The 26,933-nt window shown below is 44.4% G+C and carries 22 protein-coding genes; 5 read left to right on the top strand and 17 right to left on the bottom strand.

Features of this window, described 5'->3' with window-relative positions; translation table 11 throughout:
* Positions 1–112: 112 nt before the first annotated feature.
* The 3 genes from MSG35_RS02075 to MSG35_RS02065 all read right to left on the bottom strand — a co-directional run bounded on the left by MSG35_RS02075 (position 113) and on the right by MSG35_RS02065 (position 3,735).
* The gene (locus MSG35_RS02075; RefSeq protein WP_019822926.1) at positions 113–616 is read right to left on the bottom strand and encodes an acyl-CoA thioesterase; all 504 of its coding nucleotides are present in this window, start codon (positions 614–616) and stop codon (positions 113–115) included.
* A 409-nt stretch (positions 617–1,025) separates the two neighbouring features.
* The gene (locus tag MSG35_RS02070; protein ID WP_248382646.1) at positions 1,026–2,648 is read right to left on the bottom strand and encodes a peptide ABC transporter substrate-binding protein; all 1,623 of its coding nucleotides are present in this window, start codon (positions 2,646–2,648) and stop codon (positions 1,026–1,028) included.
* Between the two features lie 193 nt (positions 2,649–2,841).
* The gene (locus tag MSG35_RS02065; protein WP_004732002.1) at positions 2,842–3,735 is read right to left on the bottom strand and encodes a DMT family transporter; all 894 of its coding nucleotides are present in this window, start codon (positions 3,733–3,735) and stop codon (positions 2,842–2,844) included.
* A 98-nt stretch (positions 3,736–3,833) separates the two neighbouring features.
* On the opposite strand from MSG35_RS02065, the gene MSG35_RS02060 reads away from it, so the two are divergent.
* Positions 3,834–4,622, top strand: coding sequence for a helix-turn-helix transcriptional regulator (locus tag MSG35_RS02060; RefSeq protein ID WP_012600208.1), 789 nt, complete (start codon positions 3,834–3,836; stop codon positions 4,620–4,622).
* Between the two features lie 279 nt (positions 4,623–4,901).
* Here MSG35_RS02060 and MSG35_RS02055 read toward each other — a convergent pair whose 3' ends face one another.
* Positions 4,902–5,111 carry a hypothetical protein gene (locus tag MSG35_RS02055; RefSeq protein WP_050632835.1) on the bottom strand — a complete coding sequence of 70 codons (210 nt, stop codon included), beginning with the start codon at positions 5,109–5,111 and terminating at the stop codon, positions 4,902–4,904.
* Between the two features lie 205 nt (positions 5,112–5,316).
* Positions 5,317–7,155: an alkyl sulfatase dimerization domain-containing protein gene (locus MSG35_RS02050; protein WP_248382645.1), complete on the bottom strand. Its 1,839-nt coding sequence runs from the start codon at positions 7,153–7,155 to the stop codon at positions 5,317–5,319.
* Positions 7,156–7,563: 408 nt separating this feature from the next.
* On the opposite strand from MSG35_RS02050, the gene MSG35_RS02045 reads away from it, so the two are divergent.
* Both MSG35_RS02045 and MSG35_RS02040 read left to right on the top strand, forming a co-directional pair.
* Complete coding sequence (locus MSG35_RS02045; protein WP_050643345.1) at positions 7,564–8,604, top strand: alpha/beta hydrolase; 1,041 nt, start codon at positions 7,564–7,566, stop codon at positions 8,602–8,604.
* Between the two features lie 367 nt (positions 8,605–8,971).
* Positions 8,972–10,633 (top strand): mechanosensitive ion channel domain-containing protein, encoded by a 1,662-nt coding sequence (locus MSG35_RS02040; RefSeq protein ID WP_248382644.1) that lies wholly within the window; start codon positions 8,972–8,974, stop codon positions 10,631–10,633.
* Between the two features lie 135 nt (positions 10,634–10,768).
* Here the strand turns inward: MSG35_RS02040 and MSG35_RS02035 are convergent, their stop codons facing one another.
* The 9 genes from MSG35_RS02035 to secD form a co-directional block, all read right to left on the bottom strand.
* Entirely contained in the window at positions 10,769–11,701 is a 933-nt protein-coding gene (locus tag MSG35_RS02035; RefSeq protein WP_012600214.1) for a LysR family transcriptional regulator, read from the bottom strand.
* Between the two features lie 296 nt (positions 11,702–11,997).
* Positions 11,998–12,699: a hypothetical protein gene (locus MSG35_RS02030; protein ID WP_248382643.1), complete on the bottom strand. Its 702-nt coding sequence runs from the start codon at positions 12,697–12,699 to the stop codon at positions 11,998–12,000.
* 75 nt (positions 12,700–12,774) lie between these two features.
* Complete coding sequence (locus tag MSG35_RS02025; RefSeq protein ID WP_012600216.1) at positions 12,775–13,452, bottom strand: hypothetical protein; 678 nt, start codon at positions 13,450–13,452, stop codon at positions 12,775–12,777.
* A gap of 187 nt (positions 13,453–13,639) precedes the next feature.
* A complete protein-coding gene (locus MSG35_RS02020; protein WP_017091757.1) occupies positions 13,640–14,290 on the bottom strand; it encodes a MarC family NAAT transporter in 651 nt (216 codons plus the stop codon).
* A 36-nt stretch (positions 14,291–14,326) separates the two neighbouring features.
* Positions 14,327–15,718, bottom strand: coding sequence for a magnesium transporter (locus MSG35_RS02015; RefSeq protein WP_248382642.1), 1,392 nt, complete (start codon positions 15,716–15,718; stop codon positions 14,327–14,329).
* A 45-nt stretch (positions 15,719–15,763) separates the two neighbouring features.
* Positions 15,764–16,420: a DedA family protein gene (locus MSG35_RS02010; RefSeq protein ID WP_012600220.1), complete on the bottom strand. Its 657-nt coding sequence runs from the start codon at positions 16,418–16,420 to the stop codon at positions 15,764–15,766.
* Between the two features lie 57 nt (positions 16,421–16,477).
* Positions 16,478–17,569: a calcium:proton antiporter gene (locus MSG35_RS02005; protein WP_050620454.1), complete on the bottom strand. Its 1,092-nt coding sequence runs from the start codon at positions 17,567–17,569 to the stop codon at positions 16,478–16,480.
* Between the two features lie 312 nt (positions 17,570–17,881).
* Positions 17,882–18,784 carry a protein translocase subunit SecF gene (gene secF / locus MSG35_RS02000; protein ID WP_248382641.1) on the bottom strand — a complete coding sequence of 301 codons (903 nt, stop codon included), beginning with the start codon at positions 18,782–18,784 and terminating at the stop codon, positions 17,882–17,884.
* Positions 18,784–20,571, bottom strand: coding sequence for a protein translocase subunit SecD (gene secD / locus MSG35_RS01995; protein WP_248382640.1), 1,788 nt, complete (start codon positions 20,569–20,571; stop codon positions 18,784–18,786). The genes secF and secD overlap by 1 nt, the downstream gene beginning before the upstream one ends.
* A 385-nt stretch (positions 20,572–20,956) precedes the next feature.
* On the opposite strand from secD, the gene MSG35_RS01990 reads away from it, so the two are divergent.
* Entirely contained in the window at positions 20,957–21,220 is a 264-nt protein-coding gene (locus MSG35_RS01990) for a hypothetical protein (RefSeq protein ID WP_017091753.1), read from the top strand.
* 263 nt (positions 21,221–21,483) lie between these two features.
* On the top strand, positions 21,484–22,278 hold the full coding sequence (locus MSG35_RS01985) for an endonuclease (RefSeq protein WP_248382639.1): 795 nt from the start codon (positions 21,484–21,486) through the stop codon (positions 22,276–22,278).
* A 149-nt stretch (positions 22,279–22,427) separates the two neighbouring features.
* Here MSG35_RS01985 and MSG35_RS01980 read toward each other — a convergent pair whose 3' ends face one another.
* The 3 genes from MSG35_RS01980 to MSG35_RS01970 are packed head-to-tail and all read right to left on the bottom strand — an operon-like array spanning position 22,428 to position 26,808.
* Entirely contained in the window at positions 22,428–23,567 is a 1,140-nt protein-coding gene (locus MSG35_RS01980; RefSeq protein ID WP_248382638.1) for a lipocalin-like domain-containing protein, read from the bottom strand.
* Positions 23,567–26,101, bottom strand: coding sequence for an FtsX-like permease family protein (locus MSG35_RS01975; protein WP_248383237.1), 2,535 nt, complete (start codon positions 26,099–26,101; stop codon positions 23,567–23,569). Before MSG35_RS01975 ends, MSG35_RS01980 begins: the two co-directional genes overlap by 1 nt.
* An 8-nt stretch (positions 26,102–26,109) precedes the next feature.
* The gene (locus tag MSG35_RS01970) at positions 26,110–26,808 is read right to left on the bottom strand and encodes an ABC transporter ATP-binding protein (protein ID WP_248382637.1); all 699 of its coding nucleotides are present in this window, start codon (positions 26,806–26,808) and stop codon (positions 26,110–26,112) included.
* Positions 26,809–26,933: the final 125 nt, after the last annotated feature.

The following is a 26,933-nucleotide window of genomic DNA, read 5'->3' as shown; positions in this document are numbered from 1 at the left end:
GGGTGTGCAGCGGATTTGGCGGTGTAGAGCACGAAGGTATCAAATAGATCAATGCCAAGCAGGCGCTTGGCATTGTAATAAGGTTTTGTAGGGGGAGGGCTGCTGGTGGACCTTATTTCAGGTACTTCACGTGAGCTTCCATCTCTTCACCAATCTGTTTTCGCATGTTCATTAGGCGAATAGCCGAATCTCGTAATTCGATGTCTTCTGGCGTCTCTGGTATCCACTCTGGTACTTTAGTCGGGTTACCATTCTCATCAACAGCGACCATAATAACGATACAGTGAGTTGTTAGGCGGTTATTGAGCTCTTTAGGGTCGCTTGCTTGCACGTCGATAGCGATATGCATTGAAGATGAACCTGTGTAGATGACCTTTGCACTTACCTCCACAAGGTTGCCTACATGAATTGGGGCAACGAATCGAATTCCGCCTGCATAGGCTGTTATACAGTATTTACCGCTCCAACCTGCAGAACAAGCGTAGGCTGCTAAATCGATCCACTTCATTGCTGCACCACCATGAACTTTACCACCAAAGTTCACATCCCCGGGTTCAGCTAAAAAACGCAGAGTAACGTCTCGTTTACCATCTTGTCGGCTATTGCTACTGCTCATCTATCTTCCTTCATTATTATTTTGCTGCATAACATGCTTGTTACTTACTAGTAACAATATACTTAAGATGACATAAGTTAAAGCGGATAATCTCACGGTTAAGACTATTTTTTTCAAACAGATGATCAGTTGATGAATATTGGTGCTTAAAGGCGTATCAGGCGAATGGCAAACATGGATGAAGTGATATCAAGCAAGAGAATAGAAATACTGATTAAGTCACTAGATAGGTCGATTGCAAAAAAAAAACACCTAGCGCAATGCTAGGTGTTTCTAAGCCGTGTGGTACTCATGTCGGTACCTTTTTTGTGTTAGCCAACTAACCGCTGTTGATTTGGTTTAGTTAAAGTGACTGTATCTCAGTTACCACTAAAGTGGTAGTGATTATTGTTTTCTTATCAGCTCACTTTTACTGTTTTAAAAAGTATAGATCCTTCGCGTAGATATTTCCTTTCGGATTATTGTTTGGGAAGCCTTTTAGTGTATTTCGCACTAATCGTGTGTGATTGTAGTGATACAGAGGTATAACTGCTGCAGAATCGTTGAGTAACGACTCAGCATGCTGATATAAAGTAAAGCGTTTAGACTGATCTTCCGTTTTACTCGCTTGCTGTAAGAGCTCATCATAATCGGGATTGCAGTAGCCACTTTCGTTTGCCGTGTGACCACAAGTGAATGCCTCTAACAGTGCAGAAGGCTCTGGGTAGTCACCAAAAGCCCATGAGCGTGCAACTTGATAGTCACCAGCGCCTTTTGCCGCAACATACGCTTTCCACTCCATGTTTTCCAATTCTACCTTCACACCCAGCGGCTTCCACATCGAGGCAATCGCAATAGCGATCTTTTTGTGATTTTCACTGGTGTTATAAGTCAGTGTGAATTTGAGTGGGTTGCTCTTGTTGTATCCAGCGTCAGCAAGTAGTGTTTTGGCTTTTGTTAAACGCTGCGTGCTGTCTAAAGAATTGAATTCGGATAAAGGCGCTGTGTAGTCAGGAATATTATTCGGCGTCACGCTGTATGCTTCTGGCTCACCTTGACCTGTAACTTTCTCGACCAGAATCTCACGATTGACGGCCATGCTCAGTGCTTGGCGTACTCTTACGTCATCAAAGGGTGCTTGACGTGTATTGAATGAATAAACGTAAGAGCCCAATAGAGCTTGCGCTTTGATCTGTTCAGGGCTTTCTTGGATTAATTTTTGGTAGTACTCAAGCTGGACACGATTGGTCATATCAATCTCACCCGCTTGGTAACGAATCAGCTCAGCATTTTGAGATGATAAGCCTAAATAGGTCACTTTATTGATGACTGTCGATGTGTCATCCCAATAGTTTGGGTTTCTCTCGACTTCAACGTATTCGTTGGGTACCCATTTGCTCAAAGTGTAAGCACCGTTGGTCGCGATATTTTCTGCGCGAGTCCATTGATCGCCTTTCTTCTTCACCAATTCAGCGGGTAGAGGGAAAAAGGTCTTGATGCTCATTAAACTCATAAAGTAGGGCGTAGGTTTTGAAAGTGAAATTTCAACCGTGCGCTCATCTAATGCTTTGATGCCAAGCTCAGAGGGAGCTTTGTCTCCTGATAGAATCTCGCTAGCGTTCACGATGTTAGCCGTCGAAAAAACAAAACCCGTGTTGTTACCTGTTTTAGGAGACACAGCGCGCTGCCAACCAAAGACAAAATCGGATGCTGTGACTGGCTCACCATTCGACCACTTGAGGTTATCTTTCAATACAAACGTCACGGTTTTGCCGTCTTTGCTGATAGACCACTCTTTGGCTTGCCCTGGGATGATCTGCCCGTCACTGTTCTCAATCACGAAGCCTTCAAACATATCATTGACGATAATGTCACCGGGCATGCCTGAATTTACGAAGCTAGGGTCTAGTGTATTGGGCTCTGCACCGTTGCCACGTACAAAATGTTGTTCCTCAGCTAATGGCGTATCAGCAGGAACAGTGGCAGCAAAACTTGAAGCAGATGACAAAGCAAGCAGGGACGAGATGATCACAGGGATCCTTGGTTGAGTCATTGTAATTCCTTTTACAACTTAAACAGTACTTAATACATTAAACCTGAGTCGGTAACATGTTGCAACCACAATGAACGCGTATTAAAAGCATTTGAAAGGCTTGTGAATAAAACAACAGTGCCTACTTCGGAAGTAGGCACTGTGAGAAAAGTGAGTTTGAATATTTACCCTAATGTGAGGTTGGGTAATGCGTTTAGCTTTGTTGAGGGAGAGGTGCCTCAAGCCTTGGTTTTCTTTTGATTTGTGCAAGGATGACACCTGAAATTACCATCACACCACCAATGATGTGGAACTGGTTAATTTCTTCGCCAAGCCATGTCGCGGCTAATACGATCGCAACAACCGGAAGCAAATTCATGAACATCGCGCTTGAGTCAGCACCAATGGTGTCAATCGCTTTCACCCACATCCAAGGCGCTAAAATTGAAGCGGCAACCGCGGCGTAAGCTATCAATGGGATCGCTTGTTGTGGTGGTAAAAGCTGTTCGCTGGTAAGCCAAAGTGGCGTAAGCATCGCGACAGCAAACAGACCCTGAATGTAAATCACCACCCAGCTACTGATGGGCATTTTCCAGCGTTTCAATAACACACAGTAAGAAGCATAAACAAAGGCCGCAATCAACATATAACCATCGCCTTGAGTCAATTCTTGATGCATGAAGAACAAAGGGTCGCCTTTGCCTAACATCAGGGCTAAGCCTGACAGTGACAACACACCGCCAACAATACTTAAACTAGAAATCGACTTGTGCAACAAAGGAACGCTTAGAAACACGCTGATCAATGGGACTAAAGACGTGATCAAGGCCATGTTGGAAGCGGTTGTGGTTAAGCCTGCGTAGTAACCTAGAGATTGGTTCAACACCATGCCCAAAAAGCCGAGGAACGCTAATTTAGATAAGTTTGGCTTAATGACAGCCCACTGTTTCATCACTGGGCGAATGCAGAAAGGCGTGAGAATTAACATCGCAAAAAACCAGCGGTAAAAACTCATTGCGCTCGGTTCTATGGTGCTTGCAGCAAGCTTGTTGACGATTGCATTGGCGCCCCAGATACAGACTGTAAAAAATGGTAAGAGATAATGCATGTGAATTCCGTCGCAAATGAGTTGATGCGGCTAGTTTGACAGGTCGTTATACTTACAAGTATCTTTAGAAAGACATCAGGCGCGATAGGAAGACAAGTTTGAAAAAACACTCCAGAAACCTTCATCCATCCTTATCAATTGATAAGGCACCATCCAACGTATTTATGAATTTTGAAGCGTTTCTTTCGAATACTGAAACCCGAGTTCATAGCCACTCATGGGGACAGGTTCAATTGATCAGTGGCGGTATATTAGAGATGGAAGCGGAAAGCACCCGATTTCTGGCGCCACCACATTTGGCGATTTGGGTACCGGCCGGGGTGATGCATTGCAGTTATAACCGTAAGCCTTTGGACTACTGTTCGCTAAATATCGCACCAGAACTCACGCAACACCTGCCAGATAAAACCAGCCTTATAAAGATCACGCCGATTGTGTCTTCTATCATCGATGATTTTCGCGATCGTGGGATAAATGTTGCGGAAACAGAGCAAGATCAAAGGCTCGTTCAGGTACTGCTTGACCAACTTGCGCAGCGTGAGGTTGAACACCACTTCTTGCCTTCAACCGACAATAAGTACCTAGCACCAATATTAGCTTCTGTTGAAGAAAACCCAACCGATGAAGTGACGCTGAAAGATTGGGCTGAACGTGTTCACACCACAGAAAGGACCCTTTCTCGTCATTGCCAGACGGAGCTTGGTATGAGCTTTACCGAGTGGCGACTGCGAGTGCGCTACCTATACTCTATGGACTTGTTGAGAAACGGCCAATCGGTTAAAGAGGTCGCCCTTACATTGGGTTATAACCAAGCAAGTCCATTTATCACCATGTTCAAACGTTACGCGAACCAAACGCCAGAACAGTATAAGAACCGTTTGTTGTAGTTCGTTGTTGTTCCTAACAGAACGGATGTTTTCGCTAATTAGTGAGTAGAGAGAACATAAATGAATAGATACACCATAAGTGAATACGTGCAGTAGGAGATTATGGAATCGGACCCAACAGCCTGTATATTTCGCTCTGTTGTTCGGTGACATCCTCATAGTCTTGATTCAATAGAGCACTGTTGCTGCCGACCTTGAACAGTATGTACGTTTCTCCATCGACCTCGAACCAATTAAACGTTCCATGCTGGTTATACGTGGTCATTATTTTGTTTATCCTCATGAAATATACATCAGCAGCGCAAAACATGCAGACGTACATAAGCCAAAGAAAGAAAAGAAAAACCACGAGCCTAATACTGTTTTTTCTTTTCCTACCTCTTCATTGCTTTGCTGCCAACCAAGTTCACGAACCTGAGCCTTGGTAAGGTTTAAGTCTAGTCTTTCTATGTATCTGTTGAGTTCGTCATTGTGTGCTGAGCTAATCATGTTCTATCTCCCCTAATCATTTGATTGGTATTTTAGGGGAGCTCAGTGTTTGGTTAAATTAGATATTTTGTAACAAGCGTTTAGATAAATAGAACATGATAAATAGCAAAAAGCCTCCGTCGTGGAGGCTTTGATTAAAAGTGGTTTAGTCCATGGCTATCGCTATGTTTAAGCCGAAAAACTAAGTCTATGTCGAAGCTCTAGTCTAAGACTGCGATGGGGATACAAACCGGGTTTTCGATTCGTCTAATTGGTCAAAGAGGCTAAAGAATCCTCTCACATCATCTTTGTGGTTAGTGCTCACGTCAGCGCTTTCTAGCATTTGATCTAAGCTCTTCTCCCCAACAAAGTACTCTGCCCAAGTGCGTTTAGATACGCTGATTTCAAGGTCAGCTTGGCGATTGTAGTCTTCGGTGTCTGAGATAAACTCAGCGACAGTGCTACGTACATGCAATCCCATTGTTGGGGCATCCGAGTCTTTTATCGTAATTGCCATCATTTGGTCTTCCCCATAGCTTGCGATTGGGTCTAGACGCACTCGAAATTGGCCCACCAACGTCTCGGCTGGAGATCCTATGATTGAATTAGCATCTGAAAACACCACGCTTGGTATTTGGACTTTTCCTTCTAATTCAAGAGCCTTGGTTAGATACCAAGATCGGGGGATTGATGCCTCTGTTTGGTAGCCCATTTGTCTTAATGTGTCTGCCAAAAGCTGTTTAGCTTCTTCATCGTTCGGGACAACACGGACTAAGTAGCCGCCGAGTTCTGCTGACCATGCGAGTTCATTGTTGGCAACAGTCTTGTTTAGCTCTTGTTTTACCGCGTCTACTCCCCCAAACCCTTCAATGATTTTCTTAGCTTGAAGGTTCGGCTCAATACGGTTCAAGGTTTCAGCTTCACCGTTAAACCAACCAAGCGCATGGTAATAGATGTTTTTCGGATAATAAGAAAACTCACCATAAGTCATCTGGTTATGGGGTAATTTGGCGAGATCTTGTGGTAACTGAACCGAGTAGGTTAACTCTTCAGGTGTTTTACCTTGTAGAATCCCTCGAATAGTTTGGTCATAGAGGTACATAATTCCATCATAGTAACCGTTCAATGTGGTTTGGATCTCATCATGGCCACTGAGTGGTTCAGTGTGCGTGTTGATAAGATGTTCTGGATTTAAGTCTCTGATAAGGCGGATACCTTCAGCCCAAACTGTCGGATCACGATACACTGAACCTCTTAATGTGTAGAAGTTCGGGTAAGTTGGCCATAGGTGGTTGTTGAGTACCGTTTTGGACTCAGGCAGATAGACGATCACTTGATCGTCGGTATCACTATCAAAGTCGGTGTAGAAAACCATCTCGACACCATCAACCGTCATTGTTTGGCCTTGTGTTACAGGAGTATTTACTGGCACAAACCCTTGTGTTTTACCTATCGGTGTTGGTGATTTTGCGTCAGGCCCCTCAGCAGGCAGAAGCACCGAAAATTGCTCATAGGCACGGGCTGTTAGCGTTGGTGATAATTCAGGAATCGACGCACCTAAGCCGCCGCTTTCTAGAACGTTTTTGTTGATCTCTGGATGACCAATCACTTTGAGCTCGCCATCAAAGGCTTGTTGAATCGCTTGTGCACCAAATACATAATGAGAATGGCTATAAATGACGGTGTGGATCGGCTTTTCACTAATGTGTTTGCGTACTAATTCCAAGATCTCCGTTGCTTCTTCAATGTCGTCACCAGAGTCATAAATGATAAGGCCAGTTTCGCCCTCAATAACTGTTTTGTAGCCGAAATGATAGCCAGTGATTGCCCAAACTCCATCTGTTACTTGTTTGATGTACGCCTCTTCAGGCTGAGTCTTTGCTACGTTTTCTATCACCGAAGCATTCACTACTCCGCCATTGTTATACTTAGTAAGCACTACTTCACTGTCGTTATATACGTTTTGTGGAGAGGTAAACATCGTGTCTTGAGCGATGGCAGTTGCGCTTAATGAAGCTGTCAGAATGAATAGCTTGATTGATTTTGTTGTTGAATTAAGTTTCATTGGTTTTCTCATGGTTTAATACTGTCCGAATTAATTCTGATGACCGATACTAAATTTAATGTTCCTCTTACTATTTTATTTATTAAACTAGTAAGAAGTTAAATAAGTGATTGAGTGTTGTCTTTTTATATTGTTTAGCTATTTAAACGCATAACCAATATAAAGAAGAAAACTAAATAGCCTGTTAATACCATACTTGCTGGTAAGTATTTCATGTAAGCTCCTTATCTTTTCTTCATTTAATATCGCATTTGATTTTTAGAATTAGTAGGAATTAGAGAAATTCATTATTGCTACTTAGCTATAATCAAATTTGAATTTCTCTAATTCATAGTGCTAATGGATTCGGACGTGAATAATAGCCTCAGTTCGCCAATCACGGCTTTTAGATTCATTACCGGAGTTACTATGAAAACCAAATCACTACGCACTGTTATTCCTGCATTGCTACTCACCTTATCAAGCACAGCGGCGTTTGCTGGAATGGAACTGCAAGAGCGAAAGGTTCCGACCCCAGCAGGAATATCGACAGAGTTTGCTCAGTTATTTGAGAACAGAGTTATCTCACCGGCAATTCCTGTTCCTAACAACACGGCAGAGTGGTTGGCGTTACAAGCCCAATTTGATGCGCCAGGTATTAAGATTGCTCAACAAGCTCTAGAGCGCTTGGACGTTACTTATGAAGCTAAGCAGTTTGCAGGAGTCGATACGTTCTTTGTTACGCCGAAGAATATCGCCCCTGAATACAAAGATAAGTGGCTAGTACATATCCATGGTGGCGCATTTGTTTTCGGTGGGGGTGAGTCAGCTTTACGAGAAGCTATTTGGGTTGCGAACGGGCTTGGTGCACAGGTGATCTCTGTTGACTATCGTCAACCGCCACTGCATCCATTCCCAGCGGCAATTGATGATGCAGTTGCAGTATGGAAAGAGCTAATAAAAACTCAATCACCAGAATCAACAGCGATTTTTGGCACATCCGCAGGCGGTAACTTAACGTTAGCAACGACACTTAAACTGCAAGAACTCGATCTTCCCGCACCTGGCGCATTGTTTGTTGGGACTCCTTCCGTCGACCTTAAAGAGACATCGGATTCATGGTTAACGATGCAAGGCTTAGACCCTCTAGGTCAGCGAGAAGGGCTGATTGAGGGCACTTTCGATGTCTATGCTGGTGGAGAAGCGCTTGATAATCCTCTTATTTCACCAATATACGCTGATATTGATGAATTCCCACCAACGATATTCATTTCAGGTACTCGAGATCTCTTGTTAAGTGATACGGTTCGTATGCATCGATTATTACGCAGTGCAGACGTAGAAACTGACCTGCATATATATGATGGCCAATCTCATGGTGATTATATGAGTGGTATCTTAATCGACATGCCAGAGTCTGAAGATGCTATTAATGAGTTAGGCCAGTTCTTTAATAAACATATCAACTAGTTTATTTCAGCAAGCTAATATTGAATCACATGGATGTGGATTTTTATTTGGAGGATATAATGACAACGTTATTCACTTCACTTTTAAAATGTATATCTACGTTACTACAAGCTAATTATCATTACTCTCAACATCAATCTGTCATGGATCATTCTTATTCGCTAGCCCCTATGTTTTCATTGGAACAAAGTGATGACGGGAGATCGTTGTGATAAGACGTTTTTATTCGATGTTAGTAGCCGTTTTTCTAACCATACCCTTATGTCTAACCATACCTAATGCGCTAGCCATGCCAAGTATTGCTTTGGAGCTCGCTGACACGTCGAGCCCCAAACATACTCTTTCGAGCTTCATCAGGGATTCGAGTGTGGTTATCGAGCATTGGAAAAATGAAACACTGCATCTTAAAGAAGCGCAGCATGCTTATTCACAAGTGATTAGAACCATGGATTTGTCTATGGTTCCGAATCGAAGCCGAACAGTTGTCGTGATGGAGAAAATAATTCTTCTTCGTGAGTTGTTGGATCGAATTGATCAAGGTACTCATCAGCTAGTGCCAAATGTCGAGCAAATAAGGGGAGAAGATATTGATCACTGGCGTTTAGGCAACACTGAGATCGTATTGTCTCGCCAAACTCTAGGCGATCGAACCGATCAGTTCCTATTTAGTTCTAACACCATTCAAAGCCTTTCTCGGTGGTATAGAACGATGTCAGTCCTTCCGTACTATGGCAAAGCACGTCCAGACTATTATCAGGAATTTCTGATTAGCCCCGGACCTATGTTCTCTAAGCAATTTGTTCTTTCTTTACCTTCATCTTTTAATCAACTTTATGGGCCGCTTCCTTTATGGCAATGGCTTGCACTCACTGGCGTTTTGTCACTATGTAAGATAATGATAAGAATTAGCTTTTTGCTTGGTGAACGCTGGAATCGTCGCTGGGAAGGAAAAGGCTTTAAATGGCGGGCAGGTCGACTGTTGTCGCTGGTGGGCGTGGTGAATTTGCTGTTTTTAGCAAGATGGGTGATTGATGATGGGATATGGATTACAGGTGGTGTTTATCAGCTGTTCACCACCTTCTTCCTACTGGCTCAGTTCTTCTTCGTCTCATGGCTTATTATGGCCATTTTCAACTATTTCGCTGATATTTATGTATTCAAAAAGCACAATGGAAAGCACGTAGATTCGTCACTGATTACCGTATTAGCACGTATATTTGGCGGGTTGACGATCGCGATTCTTGGCATTTATGTCATCGAATTTATGGGGTTCTCAATCTCCCCAATATTGGCAGGTTTGGGTGTGGGTGGCTTGGCGGTTGCACTGGCCATTCGCCCTATATTGGAGAACGTAATCAACGGATTAACGCTCTATGCTGACGGGGGCGTAAAGATTGGTGAGTTTTGTCGTTATGGAGACAAACTAGGAACCATTGAGAGTATTGGTTTGCGTTCGACTCGAGTCCGGACGCTAGAGCGCTCTTTAATCACCATTCCTAACTCGGAGTTTGCCAACATGGAAATTGATAACTTGGAGCGACGTGATAAGCGACGCATGGATCATGTGTTGAGATTGCGTTCTGAAACCACCCTTGAGCAATTACGCGTACTGATCGTTAATCTGCGCCGGTTGTTGCTGCAACATCCAATCATCGAAGAAGATCCAGTTCGAGTGAGGCTCATGGGTGTTGGGGAATACTCCATCAATATTAATCTGATGGCTTACATTAGCTGTCGTGACCATGAAGAGTTCATGGCTGTCCAAGAGGATATTTTGTTTTCTGTATTGACCCAAGTCGAGAGCATTGGTGCGAAGATAGCTCACTCTACGCAATATCAACTTGTGGATGTAAATGCCAATGACAATGACAATGAGGAACAGAAACGAAAAGCCGAACAGGTTGTTGCGCAGTGGCATGAAGAGCAAGCCTTCCCATTTCCTGATTTCAGCTTTGAATATAAGTACGAAATTAAAAATACCATCATGTATCCGGCGGCAACCTCTGCTGTGCGCCCACCTTCTGCTTAAAGCAGCCTCAGACACGATTAACCTAAAGACACCTTGCCCCTAAAGACACCGTACCCCTAAAGCGACCTATATATCGCTTTAGGGGCCAGAGCTTATCGTTAATAGTTTTTTAATTGAGGCCAGAAATCCCGCTCGCTATCGACCGTCAGGTTGAACAATACTATCAAAGTAGCTCTGCATGGTTTGATGCAATAGTTGGTGAAGTGGGAAGCCTCGCTTGGATTGCAGGTAGCCGCCCTCTACACCAATTTGGCGCATTTCTTTTGGTAAATTAGGTAATGGGTAACAGCGGAGTTCCGAATCATCTTCCGTCATAAAACTGCTGCCAAAAGAGAAGGCATCCGAATTTCTGAGCTTGCTTCGTAATACTGTGAGGCTATGCGTCGCTAGCACAATATTCGCGCTGTAGCCTTTTGATATATAGAGATCTTCAATCGGAGCACGCTTGGTGTTAATGCCATCAATTAAGATTCTTGTTATTGGTAGGTGATGAATATCTTCCCATTCACTGCTTTTACTTAACACAGGGTGATCTTTACGCGCAATTAGGCTCAATTTTACTTCGGTGAGCTTATGTTGGTAGATATCTTGAGGTAATGGAATGCCTGAAAGTTGTAGTAAATAATCGACTTGTCCATTCAGTACTTCTACCAAGCTTTTATCTTGCCAGTAGATCAATTTAAAGCTCGCTTGTGGTAAAGCTTCTTGCAGAACCTTAAAAACCCCATCGCCATACAGTTCAAGTAGAAATATATTTAATGCAATAGTGACTTCGCCGGTAAATATTTTAGGGTCAAAGTTGTGGTAGGACTCAACCACTTTTATCAAAGGGGAGTACATTTCATCGGCCGCTTCGGCGAGTTTCTCTGCCAATTCTGAAGGCTCGACGCCGTGTGCTTTACGAAGAAAAAGCTGGTCGCCAAAAGTTTCTCTTAACTTCGCCATCCCTCTGCTGACACTGGTTTGCGATATACCAAGCTTGTCTGCTGCTGCATGGGTATTACGAGTTTCAACAACCGCTTTAAGTAACTTGAGCAGATTTAGGTCTAAGTCTTGAAGTTCTTTCATGGGTTACCTTTTCGTAATGAAGTTCGAAAGCGTAACCTAAGAATAAGGGAAATTAGCCTTTGTTCAATAGTTTAAGAACGATATGTGTTAAAGAATGTTTGATACGGTTCGCAGCAATGCGCTGTGAGCAGAAGTTAGCTTTCAACGAAAGGCGTTCTAAATATCTTGAGTAAGTAAAAGGAGGGCTAGCAACATCCGTGTTACTAAAGGCGCTTAGGGCTTGATGTGATACAAGAGCTTCGAGTTAGAGTACTCGTTTTAGGTAGAGTCAAGGGCATTATAGTGAATGAGTGTAGCTACAGCGCATAGGTGTAGTGAATGCCCACCTTGTTGTCGGTTTCATCGTAGATACTATACTTAAATGAAATATTTTGGTTATCTGCGATTTGGTATGAAAAATTACCTTCCCAGTCTAACGTGTTGATTTTAAGTGTTTTGTCACTCAAAGACGTCGTGTAGATAGGTGCTATCATCATAGAGACTTGCTCTGTAATGGTAACGACACCGTACAATTGCGCCATAGCAATAGGTACGTCTTTATTAAGGTTATCGCTGGATATGACACCCGCGCCAAGAGTCGGTGCAATCAGTAGTCGTTCATGCAGTGGCAGGACTTGCATCGCGTTCAATACGAAAGTGTGTGTGTCATGTCGGTCATCATATAAATAGTCTCCCATAACGCCACTACCGAAATTGGTGCTCAGTGCCGCGGCTCTGACTCTGTATGTGTCAAAACTGTTTAGAGACTGAGCAAAAATCAATCCCGCCCAATCGTCATTGATTGCTCTAGCATATCCAAATCCCGCATCAAGGCCTTCAGTGCTGTACCCTAATTGAAGGGAGCTATAAGCGGCAGTCGGGTCGGTGAAATCAATGGGTGTTGTTTCAATGGTCGCTTCTGTAAACTCTTCTACCGCGGACTCAAAATCAATTGTGTTTTCATCAGCAATGGAATAAGCGCTGATAATACAGCTCAGTAATATTAGTTTAGTTTTCAAAGTGTCTCACTTATTTAAATATTTAAAAATTAGGTATTAAAAAATGAGCTGCCTATTACCGGCAGCTCTAATTATTTAGAATGAATGTTTAAAAGAGAATAATGAAAGGTTATTACCATCATCATATTGATAGCTATAGACGAACGCGCTTGTGCTATTTAATTGATAACCAAGTTCTGCCGTGTAATCCCAATCTCTAAGCGTCGATTGGTTGCCATTCTTTTCTTTCACTTTACCTAAGCTGTAAGTGTATTCCGGTGTGAATCCTACCCACATGCTTGGGTTCAGGTTGTAAGTCATATCAAGTGATGCACTGGTGTAGTAAACACTGCTGCTCATCTGTTGATGCTTCAGGTTGCCAAGCGTTACTTGAGGTACAACAGAAAACTGTTCGTTAACCGTATTGGCCTTGTAGAGACTGAAGCTATAGTCATTCGCGCGCAAATTATCGGATTGGAAGTTGGTATCATGTTCATACTCAAAAACAAGCCCTAAGCCATCGCTTCTTTGAAAATCAAATCCCAATTCGTGGTTATCAAAATTGTCGTCACTGCTATATGAACTTAGCAAACTCCAATCGTTATTTAGTGACTTGGCATATTGAAGGCCAATATCAAAATCGTTGCTGCCATAACCAATATCAAACCCCGAATAATGTTGTTTAGAGTCAGAGAAATCAACATTGTTATTTGCAAGGACTAAAGGTGAAGAAATAAGTGATGCAATTAATAGAGATGTTTTAGTTAGTTTCATAAATATAAATCCAAGTTGTGTTTGTTTATGCCGCTATTTTATTTACTGACCGGGGAATAGACTATGAATTACAGCGATTCATATTTGCTAAACGTATATACCCAAGCACCTTGAGGTTACTTGGGTATAGACATAAAAAAGCCCCAACCAAAAATGGCTGAGGCTCAAAATTGGGCTGTTTGTTTACTTATAAGAGTTCATTGATCTCAAGAACGATTTCTTGAATCCCGAGAGTGAAAAACTGTACTCCCATACAGATCAATAGGAAGCCCATAATTCGGGTAAATGCATTGATGCCATTTTGACCAAGCGCCTTGAGCAGAGGGTACGCCATGGTTAATGTGAAGGTCGCAATAAGTGCAACGAGAGCAAGCCCTGCGACTACACCACCATAGACGCTAGTCATACTTGTGTGGTTTTCATAAGTAGCAATTTGAGCGGCCAGGCTGATGATCATCGCCATAGAACCAGGGCCACACAGTGAAGGAATGGTTAAAGGTACTAGTGCTATTGAATCTTGCCCAGAGGGGGCGGCTCCATTGTCGGGACGAGGAAACAGCATATTGAAACCAATCGCGACAATGATGATGCCACCACCTAAACGCAAGCTCGGTATTGAAATACTGAAGAGTTCGAGTACCGATGCACCAATGAAGAAGGTGATGCACAAGGCAATGAAAAGATAGACTCCAGTCGTTTTGGCTTGTGACACAATATAGCTCTTATCTCGTCCTTTACTCAAACCGAGTAAAACCGTTGCTGCTGCGGGTGGGTTCATGATGGGTAATAGGCCAAGAACCGTGAGTGTCATATAGGTGAACAATGTTTCCAAATGCATAAGAATCCCCATTTTGTGGTGGAAGAAAAAGTTAGATCACAGTAAAAAAGCGTGTGCTAGATACAGAACACTGAAGAACGAAATTGCGTCGGTTAAGGTTGTCAGCATTGGGCTTGATAGCATGGCTGGGTCGAAGTTGAGCCGTTTTAGTAGCAAGGGCAATGTACCTCCAATAACGACGGCAAGAGTGGAAGAAAGTGTGTAAGCAATGGCGATAACCAATGGCAATCCAGAGTGATCCCCGCCAAGCGTGAACAGCGTAAGCAGAGCCAGAACACCACCAATTAGCATTCCATTGATCGCGCCGATTGGTATCTCTTTCGCGACCACATACAGCAGGTCTTTGGCTGAGATCTGCCCCATCGATAATTCACGTATCGACACTGCAACGGATTGATTCCCAGCCGCACCAGAAAGATTGGCGACAAGCGGCAACACGGCCGCTAAGACGGCAATTTGTTCAATGATGGGTTCGTAAATAGCAATGATTGAAATTGCGGCATAACTTAAGGCGACTGAAGGCAATAAAAAGGCGAGTCGACGTAGGTTACGTTTTAGTACTGGCATGGTGCGAGACTCATCACCTCCAAATACACCGGATTGCTCCAGCATTTGCTGCTTCGAACGTTGGTATAAGGCTTCATTGAGATGTTTAAAACCGACGATGCCTATTTGGAAACCTTGTTCATCAACGATGGGAACAACGGGGTGTAAAGTGGTGTCCAGCGTACTTTTAATCGTATTTAGATCCGTGTCAGGGCTGATAACGGGCACTGTGGTATCTATGTATTCCCTTAATGACGTACCACGTGGTAGCAGCAGTACATCACGGATCTTCAGCCCGCCTAAATAGCTGCCTTCAGTGTCATGCAAGTAAACGTAGCGCCACTCTAGTCGATCTAAGTTGTGTTCTTCTGCGCTTAATATTGCGCTCAAACTGTCGATGGTAGCGTCTGCTGCCAGTTTGAGGACTTCGCTTTTACAAATCCCTCCGGCAGAGTCTTGTGGGTAGATCAAGGCTGCACGCTCCTCGTCTTTCCATGTTGAAGGTAGGGCTTGCCTGAGCTGTTTTTGTAGGTCACTTGGCAGCTCATTGAGTAGCAGCCGGCGGTCTGCGGAATGCAAATATTGAAATAGTACTATGGTGCTACTTTCAGATAGCTGACTGATCAGCCATAGAAGCTCGGGATCAGATAAGTGATCAAGTAAGTTGGCAGCAAGGCTTGGGTTTACTTCGCTTAATAGAGTCCAAGTGGCGATACGTTGCTGGTCAGAGAGCTTCCTTAATACTGATGGCAGTTCGACGGGTTCTGCTTCTAGAAGCGTTTGATTCAGTCGTTTAGCCTTTCTTAGAGTTAGACACTCCAGTATTTTCAGGTACAGCTTTTCCGCCCCTTCTGATGAAAAAGCTAATGTAATTAATGTCATATGTTAGACCTTTGACAATAAGTGAGAATGCAATTGAAGCGATTTTTATTCTGATGTTTGTGGTTGTCGCTTCTTGGTCGCAAGCCGAATAAAGAGGGCGATAAATGCAGTAACCATCAGGATTAAACTGCCCATTAAGAACCACTTTGTAATCAACTCTTGATATTGAGAGACGAATGGGTGTCGCATGATCCACTTTCCTATCAGCAATAAACTAAAGACCCATGTAATCGAGCTAGTGAAGCTAACAATCAGCGTTCTTATTGCGCTGAGTTGTGCAACGCCCATCAACATTGGGGTCAGTACGCGAACAAATGGGACAAACCGCGAAACGAACAGGGACAAAAACCCGAATCGGTTTAATAGTTTTTTTGCCTTGGGTAACGATTCATCTGGCAGTGTTTGTTCAGCTTTACGCATGAACGGAGTATTGTGCAGCCAGCGCCCTTGAAGGTAGGCAATGATACTGCCCAAAAAAGAGGCACTGGTTAGAAGCATTAGAGCACTTGAAAAATCAATCGCGCCCAAACCAACCATGCCCCCGACAAACAGCACTAGGCCGTCACCGGGTAGTGGTAAGAAAACAAAACTCGACTCAAGGAAAAGCACGACACCAAGCAAAAGCAATAAAACGTGCAGTGAATTCAATTCAAGTAAGGCATCAAAGTCTTGCAGCCAAATCGCGGAAATAATCTCTTGCATGGAAACTCCAAGTTAACGTGGGCTCTGGCTGTTGATAGCCGGAGCCCACAATGCGTTTTAATCAAACATCAAGATGATGTAGGCAAAGAACAGGATGAGGTGGGTTGCACCATTGAGCGAGTTAGTTCTCCCGCTGCTAAAGCTCACGCTTGTCATTAATAGCGTTGCACCTAATAACACCATTTCTGCAGGGGCGAGGCCGAGTTGGATGGGTTCGTTCATTACCCCTGAAATCAACAGAACAGCAGGAACGGTTAGTGCAATAGTGGCGAGAACTGAGCCAAAGAAGAGGTTCATCGCACGCTGTAATTGATTGGTCACGGCGGCTTTAACGGCACCAACAGCTTCAGGTGCGAGAATAATCAAGGCAACAATCAAACCACCTAGAGCCGCAGGTGCGCCCATTTCCGTGATGCCATCGTTAATTGGAATCGCGAGGCTTTTCGCTAACAAAATCACCACCATCAAATAGCTCACCAGCATAATCGTGTGGAATATATTGCTGTGCAGAGGGCCGTGATGTTCGTGATGATCTTCATTATCACCATCAATGAAGTAGTCGGTATGGCTGCGTGTTTGGATGAACAGGAATACTGCATACAAAGCGATCGAAGCGAGCACTAATGTCCAAGTTAGGCTGGTCGACATGTTACCCAGCGAATCCATACTGGTGAAATTAGGCAGTACCAAGCACAGTAATGAGAGTGGAATAATGGCCACCAAGTACGCTTTTATTCCATCAAGGTTGTAGGTTTGGGTATGGTATTTCATCCCACCGATTAACAAGGTGATACCGACAAAGCCATTAAGCACCGCCATCACGACAGCAAACATGGTGTCACGCGCTAGGAAGGGATTCGATTCTCCAGTCAGCATAACGGACGAGACCATAATGACCTCGAGCAAGACAACAGACAGCGTTAATATAAGAGTACCGTATGGGTCGCCAAGCTTGATCGCCAGCGCATCTGAGTGGCGAACAACCGAAAAAATGGCGCTCATCACCGCGTAAAACAGCATCGCAGTAATCATTATGTAGGCGAACTGAGACAGCTCTCCTGTGAGTAAGTTGTCGCCGATCAGTTTGAAAAATAGAACGGCAACGATGCCTAGTGGCAGTTTGTATTCTTGTTTGAGTACGTTGAGCATGTTGAGCATGTTGAGCCTTTATTGAGTAACCGAAGGCTCGCTAATGTCCTTTAACGAGAGTAAATCGGGTGAATACTGCAATTTCCTGTGCAGCAAACGGTTCGTTTCAAGTTATGCGTTTAAGCTTTTGCATCTAAAACGATATCTACAAAGCTATGCGTCTAACCATGTTGCTAACTTAAGGTGAACCGATGATTCAGACTATGAATTAGAGAAATTCTTTGTTGCTATCAGACGACCGACATTCGCCTAATAGCGTGCTAAGTAAGCAGCAAGCAGTAAGCAGTAAGCAATGAGCGCAGTAAGTAAAAGCTAAGGCATGCTTTCAAGGGATTCAGTTTCTTCCTGTTTATAGTGGGTTGGTTTCAAGCCCACACGAGTTGGCAAGAGTGTGCCAATAGAGATAGAAGACCATGTCCCACTTAAAATCCCGACACACAGTGCAATGGCGAAACCTTCTAGTGCGCTCCCTCCTAACAACCACAATGCTGAGACTGTGACTAAGGTGGTGCCTGATGTGACAAGCGTTCGTGACAACGTTGACACTATGGACTGATCGAGAAGGGCATCGGTTTCACCGTCTGGCTTCGCACGAAATACCTCACGGATTCGATCTGAAATGATGATCGAGTCATTCAGGGAGTAGCCCATCACTGCCAGTAAAGCGGCCAACACGGTTAGGTTGAATTCAATTTGAGTCACCGCAAAGAGCCCTAGCACAATAACAATGTCGTAAATCAACGCCGCAATTGAACCTAGCGCTAATCGCCATTCAAATCGGTAGCTCAAGTACAGCAAGGTAAGAACGAAACAAGCCAAAATCGCTAAGCCGCCTTGTTCGACCATTTCTAACCCAACCTGAGGGCCAATTACGCTGCTGTTAGCAATGTGAAAATTGCTGTCTATTGGCAACAGTGCTTGGTTAAGTGCGTCTCGCAAATCGAGGTCTGTATCATTGAAACGCAGTTGCCAATTTCCCTCACTGCCTGCCGCCGTCACTTGAACATCTTGGCTCAGTGCTGAGTCGAGGTGAGATTTGAGCTGAACTTGAGTTACGTTTGGTTTTGTTTGAATATCGGCGACAACACCTCCCGTAAAGTCGAGTCCCCAATTGAACCCCCTTGCAACGATCGATGTAATGGAAAGCGTCAAAAGAATCAGAGATATCATCGTCATCAATTGACGTGTTTTGGTGACGTTAATTGATTTGGTCATTACAGTTTCACCTCATGTGAGGTGTCTCTTCCCCACAAATAATTGATAAGAATTCGAGACGCAAATACGCCGGTAAATAAGCTAGTCAGTAGGCCTAATCCGAGTGTGATAGCAAAGCCTTGAATTGGGCCGTTACCTATTGCATACAAAGCGATGGCAACGATCATAGTGGTGAGGTTGGCATCGAAAATTGAAGAGAATGCACTATCGAACCCTCGATCTATGGCTTGGGAAAAGTTTCTGCCTTCTCGCATTTTGTCTTTGATGCGTTCAAAGATAAGCACGTTGGTATCGACAGCCATCCCCACGGTTAGCACGAGCCCAGCAATGCCCGGAAGCGTTAGCACAACGCCAGGGATGAGCGCCAATAGGCCAAACAGACACACTAAGTTGATAGTCAGTGCAGCATTCGCAACCCAGCCAAGGCGTCGATACCAACAAGCGATAAATACCAATGTAAAACCAAGCCCCAAGGCGAGTGCAGCAAAGCCATTTTTGACGTTTTCAGCACCAAGAGTTGGCCCGATTGTGCGTTCTTCAACAATGGTGACAGGAGCGGTGAGTGAGCCAGCTCTCAATAGAAGAGCAAGGTTTTGAGCGTCTGCCATTGACCCCGCGCCAGTGATGCGAAAGCGGTTACCCAGCGTTGATTGAATTGTCGCTACGCTGATAACTTCGCTTTGCTCAATGGATTGTCCTGTCTCTGATTGACTGTATTCACTGTACAGAGTCGCCATCGGGTTTCCGATATTGCTGCGCGAGTGATTGGTCATCAGCCGCCCCCCCGTGCTATCAAGAGTGATGTTAACTTCGGGTGTTCCCAATTCTCCTAGGCTGGCGCGTGCATCGATAATATGCTCGCCCCCTAAGATACTGTTTCTATGCAGAATGACAGGTCTACCATCTTGGTCATTGATGGATTTTGTTCGTGCGCTGACATTAGGCTCCACATGGTAAAACGCTAACGATGCAGTGGCGCCGATAATGTTTTTTGCGGATGTCGGGTCTTGTACTCCTGGCAGTTCGATGCGAATTCGATTTTCACCTTGGCGTTGGACTGCGGCTTCTGTGATCCCTAGCTCTTCTATGCGGCCTCGCATTGTTTGAAGATTTTGTGTCACGGTCAGAGTTCGAATCGCGCGTTTCTCTTCCTCATCCATTGAGATCATTAAGCGCTCACCAGATTGGCTCAGAGTCCAATTTGGATACTGTGTTCTTAAGTGGGTTCGAATATCGCCAAGTAATGCTTCGTTATATCGAGCAATGACTACCTCACCGCTTTCTACACGACCGCGTACACGAAACTCCTGACGAAGGTCGTCGATCACTGATTGCGCGTGAGCATTAAAGACAGGGACTAGGTCAACGTCTAACAGAAATTGCACACCACCGCGCAGATCTAATCCAAACTTAATCGGCTGAAAGCCCAGCGAGGTTAGCCAAGAAGGAGCTGAAGGTTCGAGCGTGAGGGCAACGGTCTCCGATGATTGGATAAAATCGGACATCAAAGCTTGTGCGGGGGCTTGTTGCCCGCTTGAAGCAAACGTCACAACTAACCTATCGTTGTTTTCGCTAACACTGTGAACATCAATGCTATTGTCCACAAGATAACGATATACATCATCAGCGTGTGTCGAATGCGTTTGGTTTGAAATGTGCAAAGCTTCACGTTCACCAAATGCAGAGGGTAGGGCACTGAGAAGCATCAGTACTACAGACAACACGAGAACGATGACCTTCCATTTAGCTGAATAATTTATGGGTGCGATTGAGCGCTTTAACTTCATTTTGGTTGCATCTTATTGATTAACGCATACGTAAATAGCACCAAGCTTATTTATTAAATAAGCACCAGTATTAATCATGTATGAGTTGAAACTAAGGGATCCTAAAGGTTATCGATGGCGCTTTCGGTTTTATCGATAAACCTAACTGTTGGTTACCGAGCTATCTTAGTTTCTTGATTCAATAGAACTATGGGTTAGAGAAATTCATATTTGGTTTGCTCGACTTTGCATATATGAATTTCTCTAATTCCTCGCAGAGATTCGATTTATTTAAAACAATGTAATCTGAATTAATGATTGAGGATAAATCTACGTGGATTGCACAATATATTTAAACGATCGCAAATATAGAGTTTGCGATATTGGTGAAGGGAGATGCACTCTAGTGCTTAGTTACGCAGAAGGTATAGAGTCATTGCATGAGCATTTTAGCCATCAGTTTCTTGAGATAGAAAGAATGATAGTCATCGATATATCAACATGTTGGAGTGGAGAAATCGACACACTGTGCGAAAAGGATCGCTGTGAATTAATCGGAGATGTTCGGTTATTAACTGACATCTATTGGCTCGATGATTTTGAAATTAAAACAGATAAAGGACAAGAAATATTCCAAGGGATTTCTGCACTAGCACTATCGACTGAATAGAAAACCCATTGATATGTTTGTCTACGGCGTTGATTTTTAAGTTGCTCTAGTTTGTTGGGGAGTGACAAACTAGAGCAACTTGTCTTGGCATAAAATTAACTTCGAAAGCTGAATACTAGTCATCAATAATTAACGTGAGGTATTGAAAAGTATCGGAAGCCCCTTTTGTAAATAAACCGATTGCATATGGATATTGTTTTGTAGAGTATTAGGGCACTCATTAATGATGGGACATTAAAACAATAACAAGGATACTTAAAACAATGAAAATGCGTTTAAATCTAAGCCTTTTCCTAATTTCTACAGCTCTTAGTCCAGTTGCGCTTGCTGATATTACATACCCTGATGGCTACTACCTCGAAGCTGAAGGACTCAACGGAAATGCGTTAAAAGATATGCTCGGTGTGATTGCTGCTCGTGGGCAAAAGCAATTAACGTACACTCAAGTTTGGTCTGCATTGAAAGACACCAACGAAGACCCGAATAATCCGAATAACGTGATTCTGTACTACAGCGGCCGTTCACAATCCAAAGACTTTACCTCATCGGGTAACAACGACAAAAATGCTTGGAACCGTGAACACCTTTGGCCTAAATCTTTTGGCTTTAAGCGCAAAGATCAATGGGGCTATACCGATATCCACCACCTACAGCCAACAGATGCCGAGATTAACTCCATCCGTTCAAATAAAGACTTTGATTTTGGCGGTTCGCCATTGAAAAAGTCGCCACTGAACAAAACGGATTACGACAGCTTTGAACCTCGTGATGCAGTGAAAGGTGATACCGCACGCTCAATTTTCTACATGGCTGTGCGCTATGAGGGCAACAACGCAAACATGCCTGACTTGTATCTGGTTGATGACACTTCGAGTACGTCAGGTAAACCTAAAGTTGGAAAGCTATGTACGTTGCTTCAATGGCATAACGCTGACCCAGTAGACAACTGGGAAAGTCAACGCCACGAGAAAGCCGTGCAGTGGCAAGGTAACCGCAACCCGTTCATTGATAACCCAAGCTGGGTAAACGATATTTATGGCAGCCGATGTAACGGTTGATTTTATTCTTATTCGTCTGTTAAAAATCAATTAGTACATTTCTATCAGCGACTTATATTTGAAAAGTTAAAAGTTAAAAGTTAAAAGTTAAAAGTTAAAAGTTAAAAGTTAAAAGTTAAAGCTTCTCATTTCAGTAATATGCTGTTGGCTTAATACCCAGTCAACTCCATATAGCCAGAGCCGGAATGAGAACCTTTAATCACGATGGGCCCCTCCCAATAAGGAACCGACAGCGGCATTTTTGCTTCTGGATTGAGCGCCGAGACTTTTAGTTCTATTTTTTGAGTCGGAATAGAAATTTGCCATTCTGTCGGGTAATCGCGTCCTTCAATTTCTGTTTGATTAATAGCAGTTAAGCTGATGTCTTGCTGCTTAATCGTTATGCCGGAGCCATCTTGATTCATCAACCTCGCATGGGAATAACTGGCTTTGCCTGATGTTGAGTTTCGAAGCTGAAATACCACTAAGCTGGTTTCATCACTCAGCCTTAGCGCAAACCAATCCCAGCCTTGTTGTGAGTCGAGTAAGAACTGCGAGCTCCACTCTCTGTCTATCCAACCTTTACCAGACACCTGATGTGTGACTCCATCAATGGTTACCTCGCCCGATACATCGATGAATGGTTGGCTGTAGTAATAAGAAGCCACTTTACCATCGCTACTTTTAGTGCTGTAGCCTTGTTCGCCTTGCTTTTGATAAGGCGCGTTGTTGGTTAACTTAAGCGAATATCCAAATTGATCCGAGTTGGCGACCAATGTAGCTGGGAACAGGTCATCGGTCGTCGACGTCCATTGCCAATCATCAAGATAGACACGAAACGGCGAATCGCTTACACCCGCCAGTTCAGCTTGGTCACGTGACCATTTTTCATCGGCATAGTGTTTGTCTTCGGTGGTGACAGCGCTGTGTGCCATGTAGATTTGCTGACTTTGCCACGTAGTTTCCTTGGTGCCATTGCCATTGCCATTTTCCTGAGGTGCAGCCGCAAAGCGGAATTGTGTCCACTGCACGCCTAAAGTGTTGCCATCTTCATCAATTAAGTTTGCGGTTAAGTACCACCATTCATGATGAAAATTAGGGTGTGCTTGATGGTCGGCAGGGAAGGTGATCTCGATACCTTTTACTACCGGAGAAAATTGCGCTTGATCGATTGCCGTTTCATTCTCGGTTTGTGTTTCAGTACCGAGTATCGAACCCATATTTTGAGCTGATGGTTGAGTGGACTCGTCGCACCCTAAAAGGAGCAAGATGCCAAGTGCGAGAGCGAAAACTCTCATTGCTCGATTCATCACAACACCTCACTTTGCAAACTGGATACCACGGGTCTACTGACCAAACGCCACAGTGGAATCAAGGTCGCAAACACAGCCACTAAAATGGTGATGGCTGCGATGCTGAGTGCATCACTCCAATTCCATACGTAATTTAAGCTCCAACCAAAGGCGCGCAGGGTGACGATGTCCGTCAATACATAACCGACCATAGCGCCGAGTGGTAAAGCGATAACCAGAGTGAAGGCGACCAGAACTACGATTTGCCCGACCACCATCGCCATCAATTTTTTCTGACTAACACCGAGCGCATACAGCCTTGCAATGGCGGCTTTGCGTGCATCGAGCAACATGAAACAGGCGCAGAACAACCCTATCACCGCCACCATTAATGTGACGCCATTAAGCGCCCGAGTGATGGCAAAGGTTTGTGAGAAGATATCCAACGCGAGGGATTTGATCTGTGCTTGGTCGTAAAGCTGGCTTGGATGCAAATTCAGTTGTTGGCGAAGTTGCTCGTATACCACTTGTGGGTCGCCAGAGACTTTGACTCCCAAGCTAGTGGGCAAGTCAGTAAAGCCGTTTTCAAGCCAAAGGTTTGGAGCAAGCAACACTTCGCCATTCGGCGAGCCGTAATCGTGGAAGATCGCGCCAACCACCAGTGATTTGTCTGGGATAGAGTCGAGTTCAAGTTTGCTGTTCAATGATAATCCGAGTTTCACCGCCGTGGGTTCGCTGATCGCCACTAACTCACCTTGGTAAAAGCGTGACCAGAACTTATCAAGCTGCGATTGGAATACCATGGTTTGCTCAAGTGTGTCTTTGTCTTTGGTGCCGAGCAAAGTAGGTAAGCCCTGCAAGTTATCGTCGACATAATATTGCTTATAAACGGTTTCAACATTTTCAAACCGCTCTAACGCACGTTCCACATTCGCGATTTCACCTTGGGCAGGGCTAACGTAAATGTCTGCATGTAAGCGCTGTTCAAGCCATTGCTTTAACGTGGATTCAAAGCTGCCGACTAAGGTATTCATTCCCACATTTGCGGTGACAGCGAGAAGCAACGCCATCATGGCAAGGGAGAGAGGGGAGATAAGTTCACGCAGCTCAGCAAACAGGTATTGTATTAACCCCGATTGGGTGCGTTTTTCGCTCCAGTTCGCTAGCACGCTGAGTGTTTTGGGCAAATACAAAGGAATCGACACCACTAACACACCGAGCCATGCCATGGTGAAGCGATGATGTTCGCTCATCCATAACCCTGCTAACGCGACAATGGTTAGTACTGACCCGATAACAAACAGCTGATTTTCGTTAGACGTTTCCGGCGCTTGATAGAAACCACCATGAGAAGAGAGGGGTTGTCGCACTCGATGTTTAAAATGTTGCCAACATGCGACAAGCGTTGCGGCCAGCGTGAGCAGCAGTGCCTGCACTAACCATTGCCACTGCCATGTGCCGGGAAGCAGTGTTGCACCATAAAGTTGTTCAAGCGTTATCGCGACGGTTGGATGCAGCCAATGGCTGAGTTGAATGCCGAGAATGAAACCAAGCGACGCGCCTAGTGTGACTAAAACAGTCAGCTCGACTAACAGAGCCAAAAATACGATACTTGGCGCAATGCCGGCTTGTTGAATTTGCACCAACAGCCGATTACGTTTCAGCAAACTGTACTTCACACCATTGTAAGCGATGAATAGCCCAACCAAAAACGCCAACAAACTCATGGCGGTGAGATTGAGGTGAAAGCTATCGGTAATTGAACCGAGATCCGTGCTTTGGTTGTTGGATATCCATTGCCCTTGCTCGCCAATAAGGCCTTGCCATTTATCCTGTGTATTGTTGTTAGTGTCGCTCTTAGTGTCAAAAATAGCGATGTAGCTCAGTTGCCCTTGCTTGTTAAGCAGTTGCTGAGCGAATCCAATGTCCATCAACATTCGGCTACCGAGCTGCCATTCATCTGGCAATACCACGACTTTGGTGAGCACTTCATCCAAAGTGAGTGTGTCTACTCCTCCTAAGTTCTGGTGTTGCGACTGGCTCATCATCACAATGGGTTCACCCGCTAAGAGTTGCGGCAAGGGTAAGGCATTGTCGAACAGGGAAATGTTTGGTTCTTTGGTTTGAGTGTTGCTTTGTTCGTCGACGCGAGCGTGACGAGATCTTGAAGTGAGGGCGGCGATAAACTCACTGCCTTGAACTGACCAACGTCGACCTTGCTCGTCTCTTACTCGCCCTTCTATAACAGGCAGTGCTGCGCTTAATCCACTTTGTCTTAAGCTGAAGTAGAGCGATTCCGACAAATAGTTTTGCCCTGCTGGTGGAATGATAAGGTTCTGCGCTTGGGCGCTAAGTTGCTCGGTCGATTCTGCATAACTGCGCTTGGCATTGAGGTTAATGGCTTGCACTGCGACAAACAAGGTGACCGCAAGCACAATACCGATCAGAATCGCTGCGGCTTGCAATGGTGACTGACGATAGTGTGCCGCAAATAGATTCAGAGTCAGTTTTGTTTGGGTGAGCTGACTCTGTGTGAAGCCAGTTTGCTTCATTGGTTTACTCACAACGCTGCTGCTCTTGGGGTTAGATCTGCGTTCCTTAAACAACCATCATCTAATACCAATTTTGTCTGCATAAAGCTGGCGCATTCCGGGCTGTGCGTAACCAAAAGCACGGCAGTGTTGCCTTGTGTAGTGATTTCACTCAGCAGCTTCATTACCTCAATGCCTGCTTTGTGGTCGAGGTTGCCTGTGGGTTCGTCGGCAAGCAGTAGCTTAGGTTTATGGGCTAAAGCGCGCGCAATAGCGACTCGTTGTTGCTGACCGCCAGAGAGTGCGGATACGTGTCTTCCGAGTAGCTCGCTGATGCCCAATGCGTCAACTAAGTAATCGCACCAGTCGCTCCACTTCTGTTGATTTAAATGAAGAGGGAAGGCGATGTTTTGTTTTACGTTGAGTGGGGTCAATAAGTTGAACTGTTGAAAGATCACGCCCAATTTTTGATGGCGGAATCGGCTCCACTGAGGGTCTTTCCAAGCTGATGTGTCTTCACCATCGAGCCACAACTCGCCACCAGATAGAGGTTCGAAACCTGCGATGAGATTGAGTAGAGTACTTTTCCCGCTGCCACTTGCTCCTGTTAAAGCCACACTAGCACCCGTAGCTAAAGTGAAGTCGACACTGCCCAATACGCTATGGGTGTCTTTACCATCAATAAAGTTTTTGCTGGCATGTGTGAGTGTGACAATTGGGCTTTCCATTTCCTTTCCTTATAACCAAAACTAACCATCAAAAGGTGTCGTTACTTGTGGCAATTACCGAATCGACAAGCTCTATAAAACTGTAGACAATAATTTAAAACATTAGAGCGATTTATATCGAATTA

This window comes from Vibrio sp. 1CM23M (assembly GCF_023161755.1).
GTDB lineage: Bacteria > Pseudomonadota > Gammaproteobacteria > Enterobacterales > Vibrionaceae > Vibrio > Vibrio coralliirubri.
Note: the sequence above shows the minus strand (reverse complement) of the source record. Positions and strands in the feature narration are given on the sequence as shown.

Coding starts and splice junctions, on each gene's coding strand:
- MSG35_RS02075 (WP_019822926.1), bottom strand. CDS start 616: ATGAGCAGTAGCAATAGCCGACAAGATGGTAAACGAGACGTTACTCTG.
- MSG35_RS02070 (WP_248382646.1), bottom strand. CDS start 2,648: ATGACTCAACCAAGGATCCCTGTGATCATCTCGTCCCTGCTTGCTTTG.
- MSG35_RS02065 (WP_004732002.1), bottom strand. CDS start 3,735: ATGCATTATCTCTTACCATTTTTTACAGTCTGTATCTGGGGCGCCAAT.
- MSG35_RS02055 (WP_050632835.1), bottom strand. CDS start 5,111: ATGATTAGCTCAGCACACAATGACGAACTCAACAGATACATAGAAAGA.
- MSG35_RS02050 (WP_248382645.1), bottom strand. CDS start 7,155: ATGAAACTTAATTCAACAACAAAATCAATCAAGCTATTCATTCTGACA.
- MSG35_RS02045 (WP_050643345.1), top strand. CDS start 7,564: ATGAAAACCAAATCACTACGCACTGTTATTCCTGCATTGCTACTCACC.
- MSG35_RS02035 (WP_012600214.1), bottom strand. CDS start 11,701: ATGAAAGAACTTCAAGACTTAGACCTAAATCTGCTCAAGTTACTTAAA.
- MSG35_RS02025 (WP_012600216.1), bottom strand. CDS start 13,452: ATGAAACTAACTAAAACATCTCTATTAATTGCATCACTTATTTCTTCA.
- MSG35_RS02020 (WP_017091757.1), bottom strand. CDS start 14,290: ATGCATTTGGAAACATTGTTCACCTATATGACACTCACGGTTCTTGGC.
- MSG35_RS02015 (WP_248382642.1), bottom strand. CDS start 15,718: ATGACATTAATTACATTAGCTTTTTCATCAGAAGGGGCGGAAAAGCTG.
- MSG35_RS02010 (WP_012600220.1), bottom strand. CDS start 16,420: ATGCAAGAGATTATTTCCGCGATTTGGCTGCAAGACTTTGATGCCTTA.
- MSG35_RS02005 (WP_050620454.1), bottom strand. CDS start 17,569: ATGCTCAACGTACTCAAACAAGAATACAAACTGCCACTAGGCATCGTT.
- secF (WP_248382641.1), bottom strand. CDS start 18,784: ATGACCAAATCAATTAACGTCACCAAAACACGTCAATTGATGACGATG.
- secD (WP_248382640.1), bottom strand. CDS start 20,571: ATGAAGTTAAAGCGCTCAATCGCACCCATAAATTATTCAGCTAAATGG.
- MSG35_RS01985 (WP_248382639.1), top strand. CDS start 21,484: ATGAAAATGCGTTTAAATCTAAGCCTTTTCCTAATTTCTACAGCTCTT.
- MSG35_RS01980 (WP_248382638.1), bottom strand. CDS start 23,567: ATGAATCGAGCAATGAGAGTTTTCGCTCTCGCACTTGGCATCTTGCTC.
- MSG35_RS01975 (WP_248383237.1), bottom strand. CDS start 26,101: ATGAAGCAAACTGGCTTCACACAGAGTCAGCTCACCCAAACAAAACTG.
- MSG35_RS01970 (WP_248382637.1), bottom strand. CDS start 26,808: ATGGAAAGCCCAATTGTCACACTCACACATGCCAGCAAAAACTTTATT.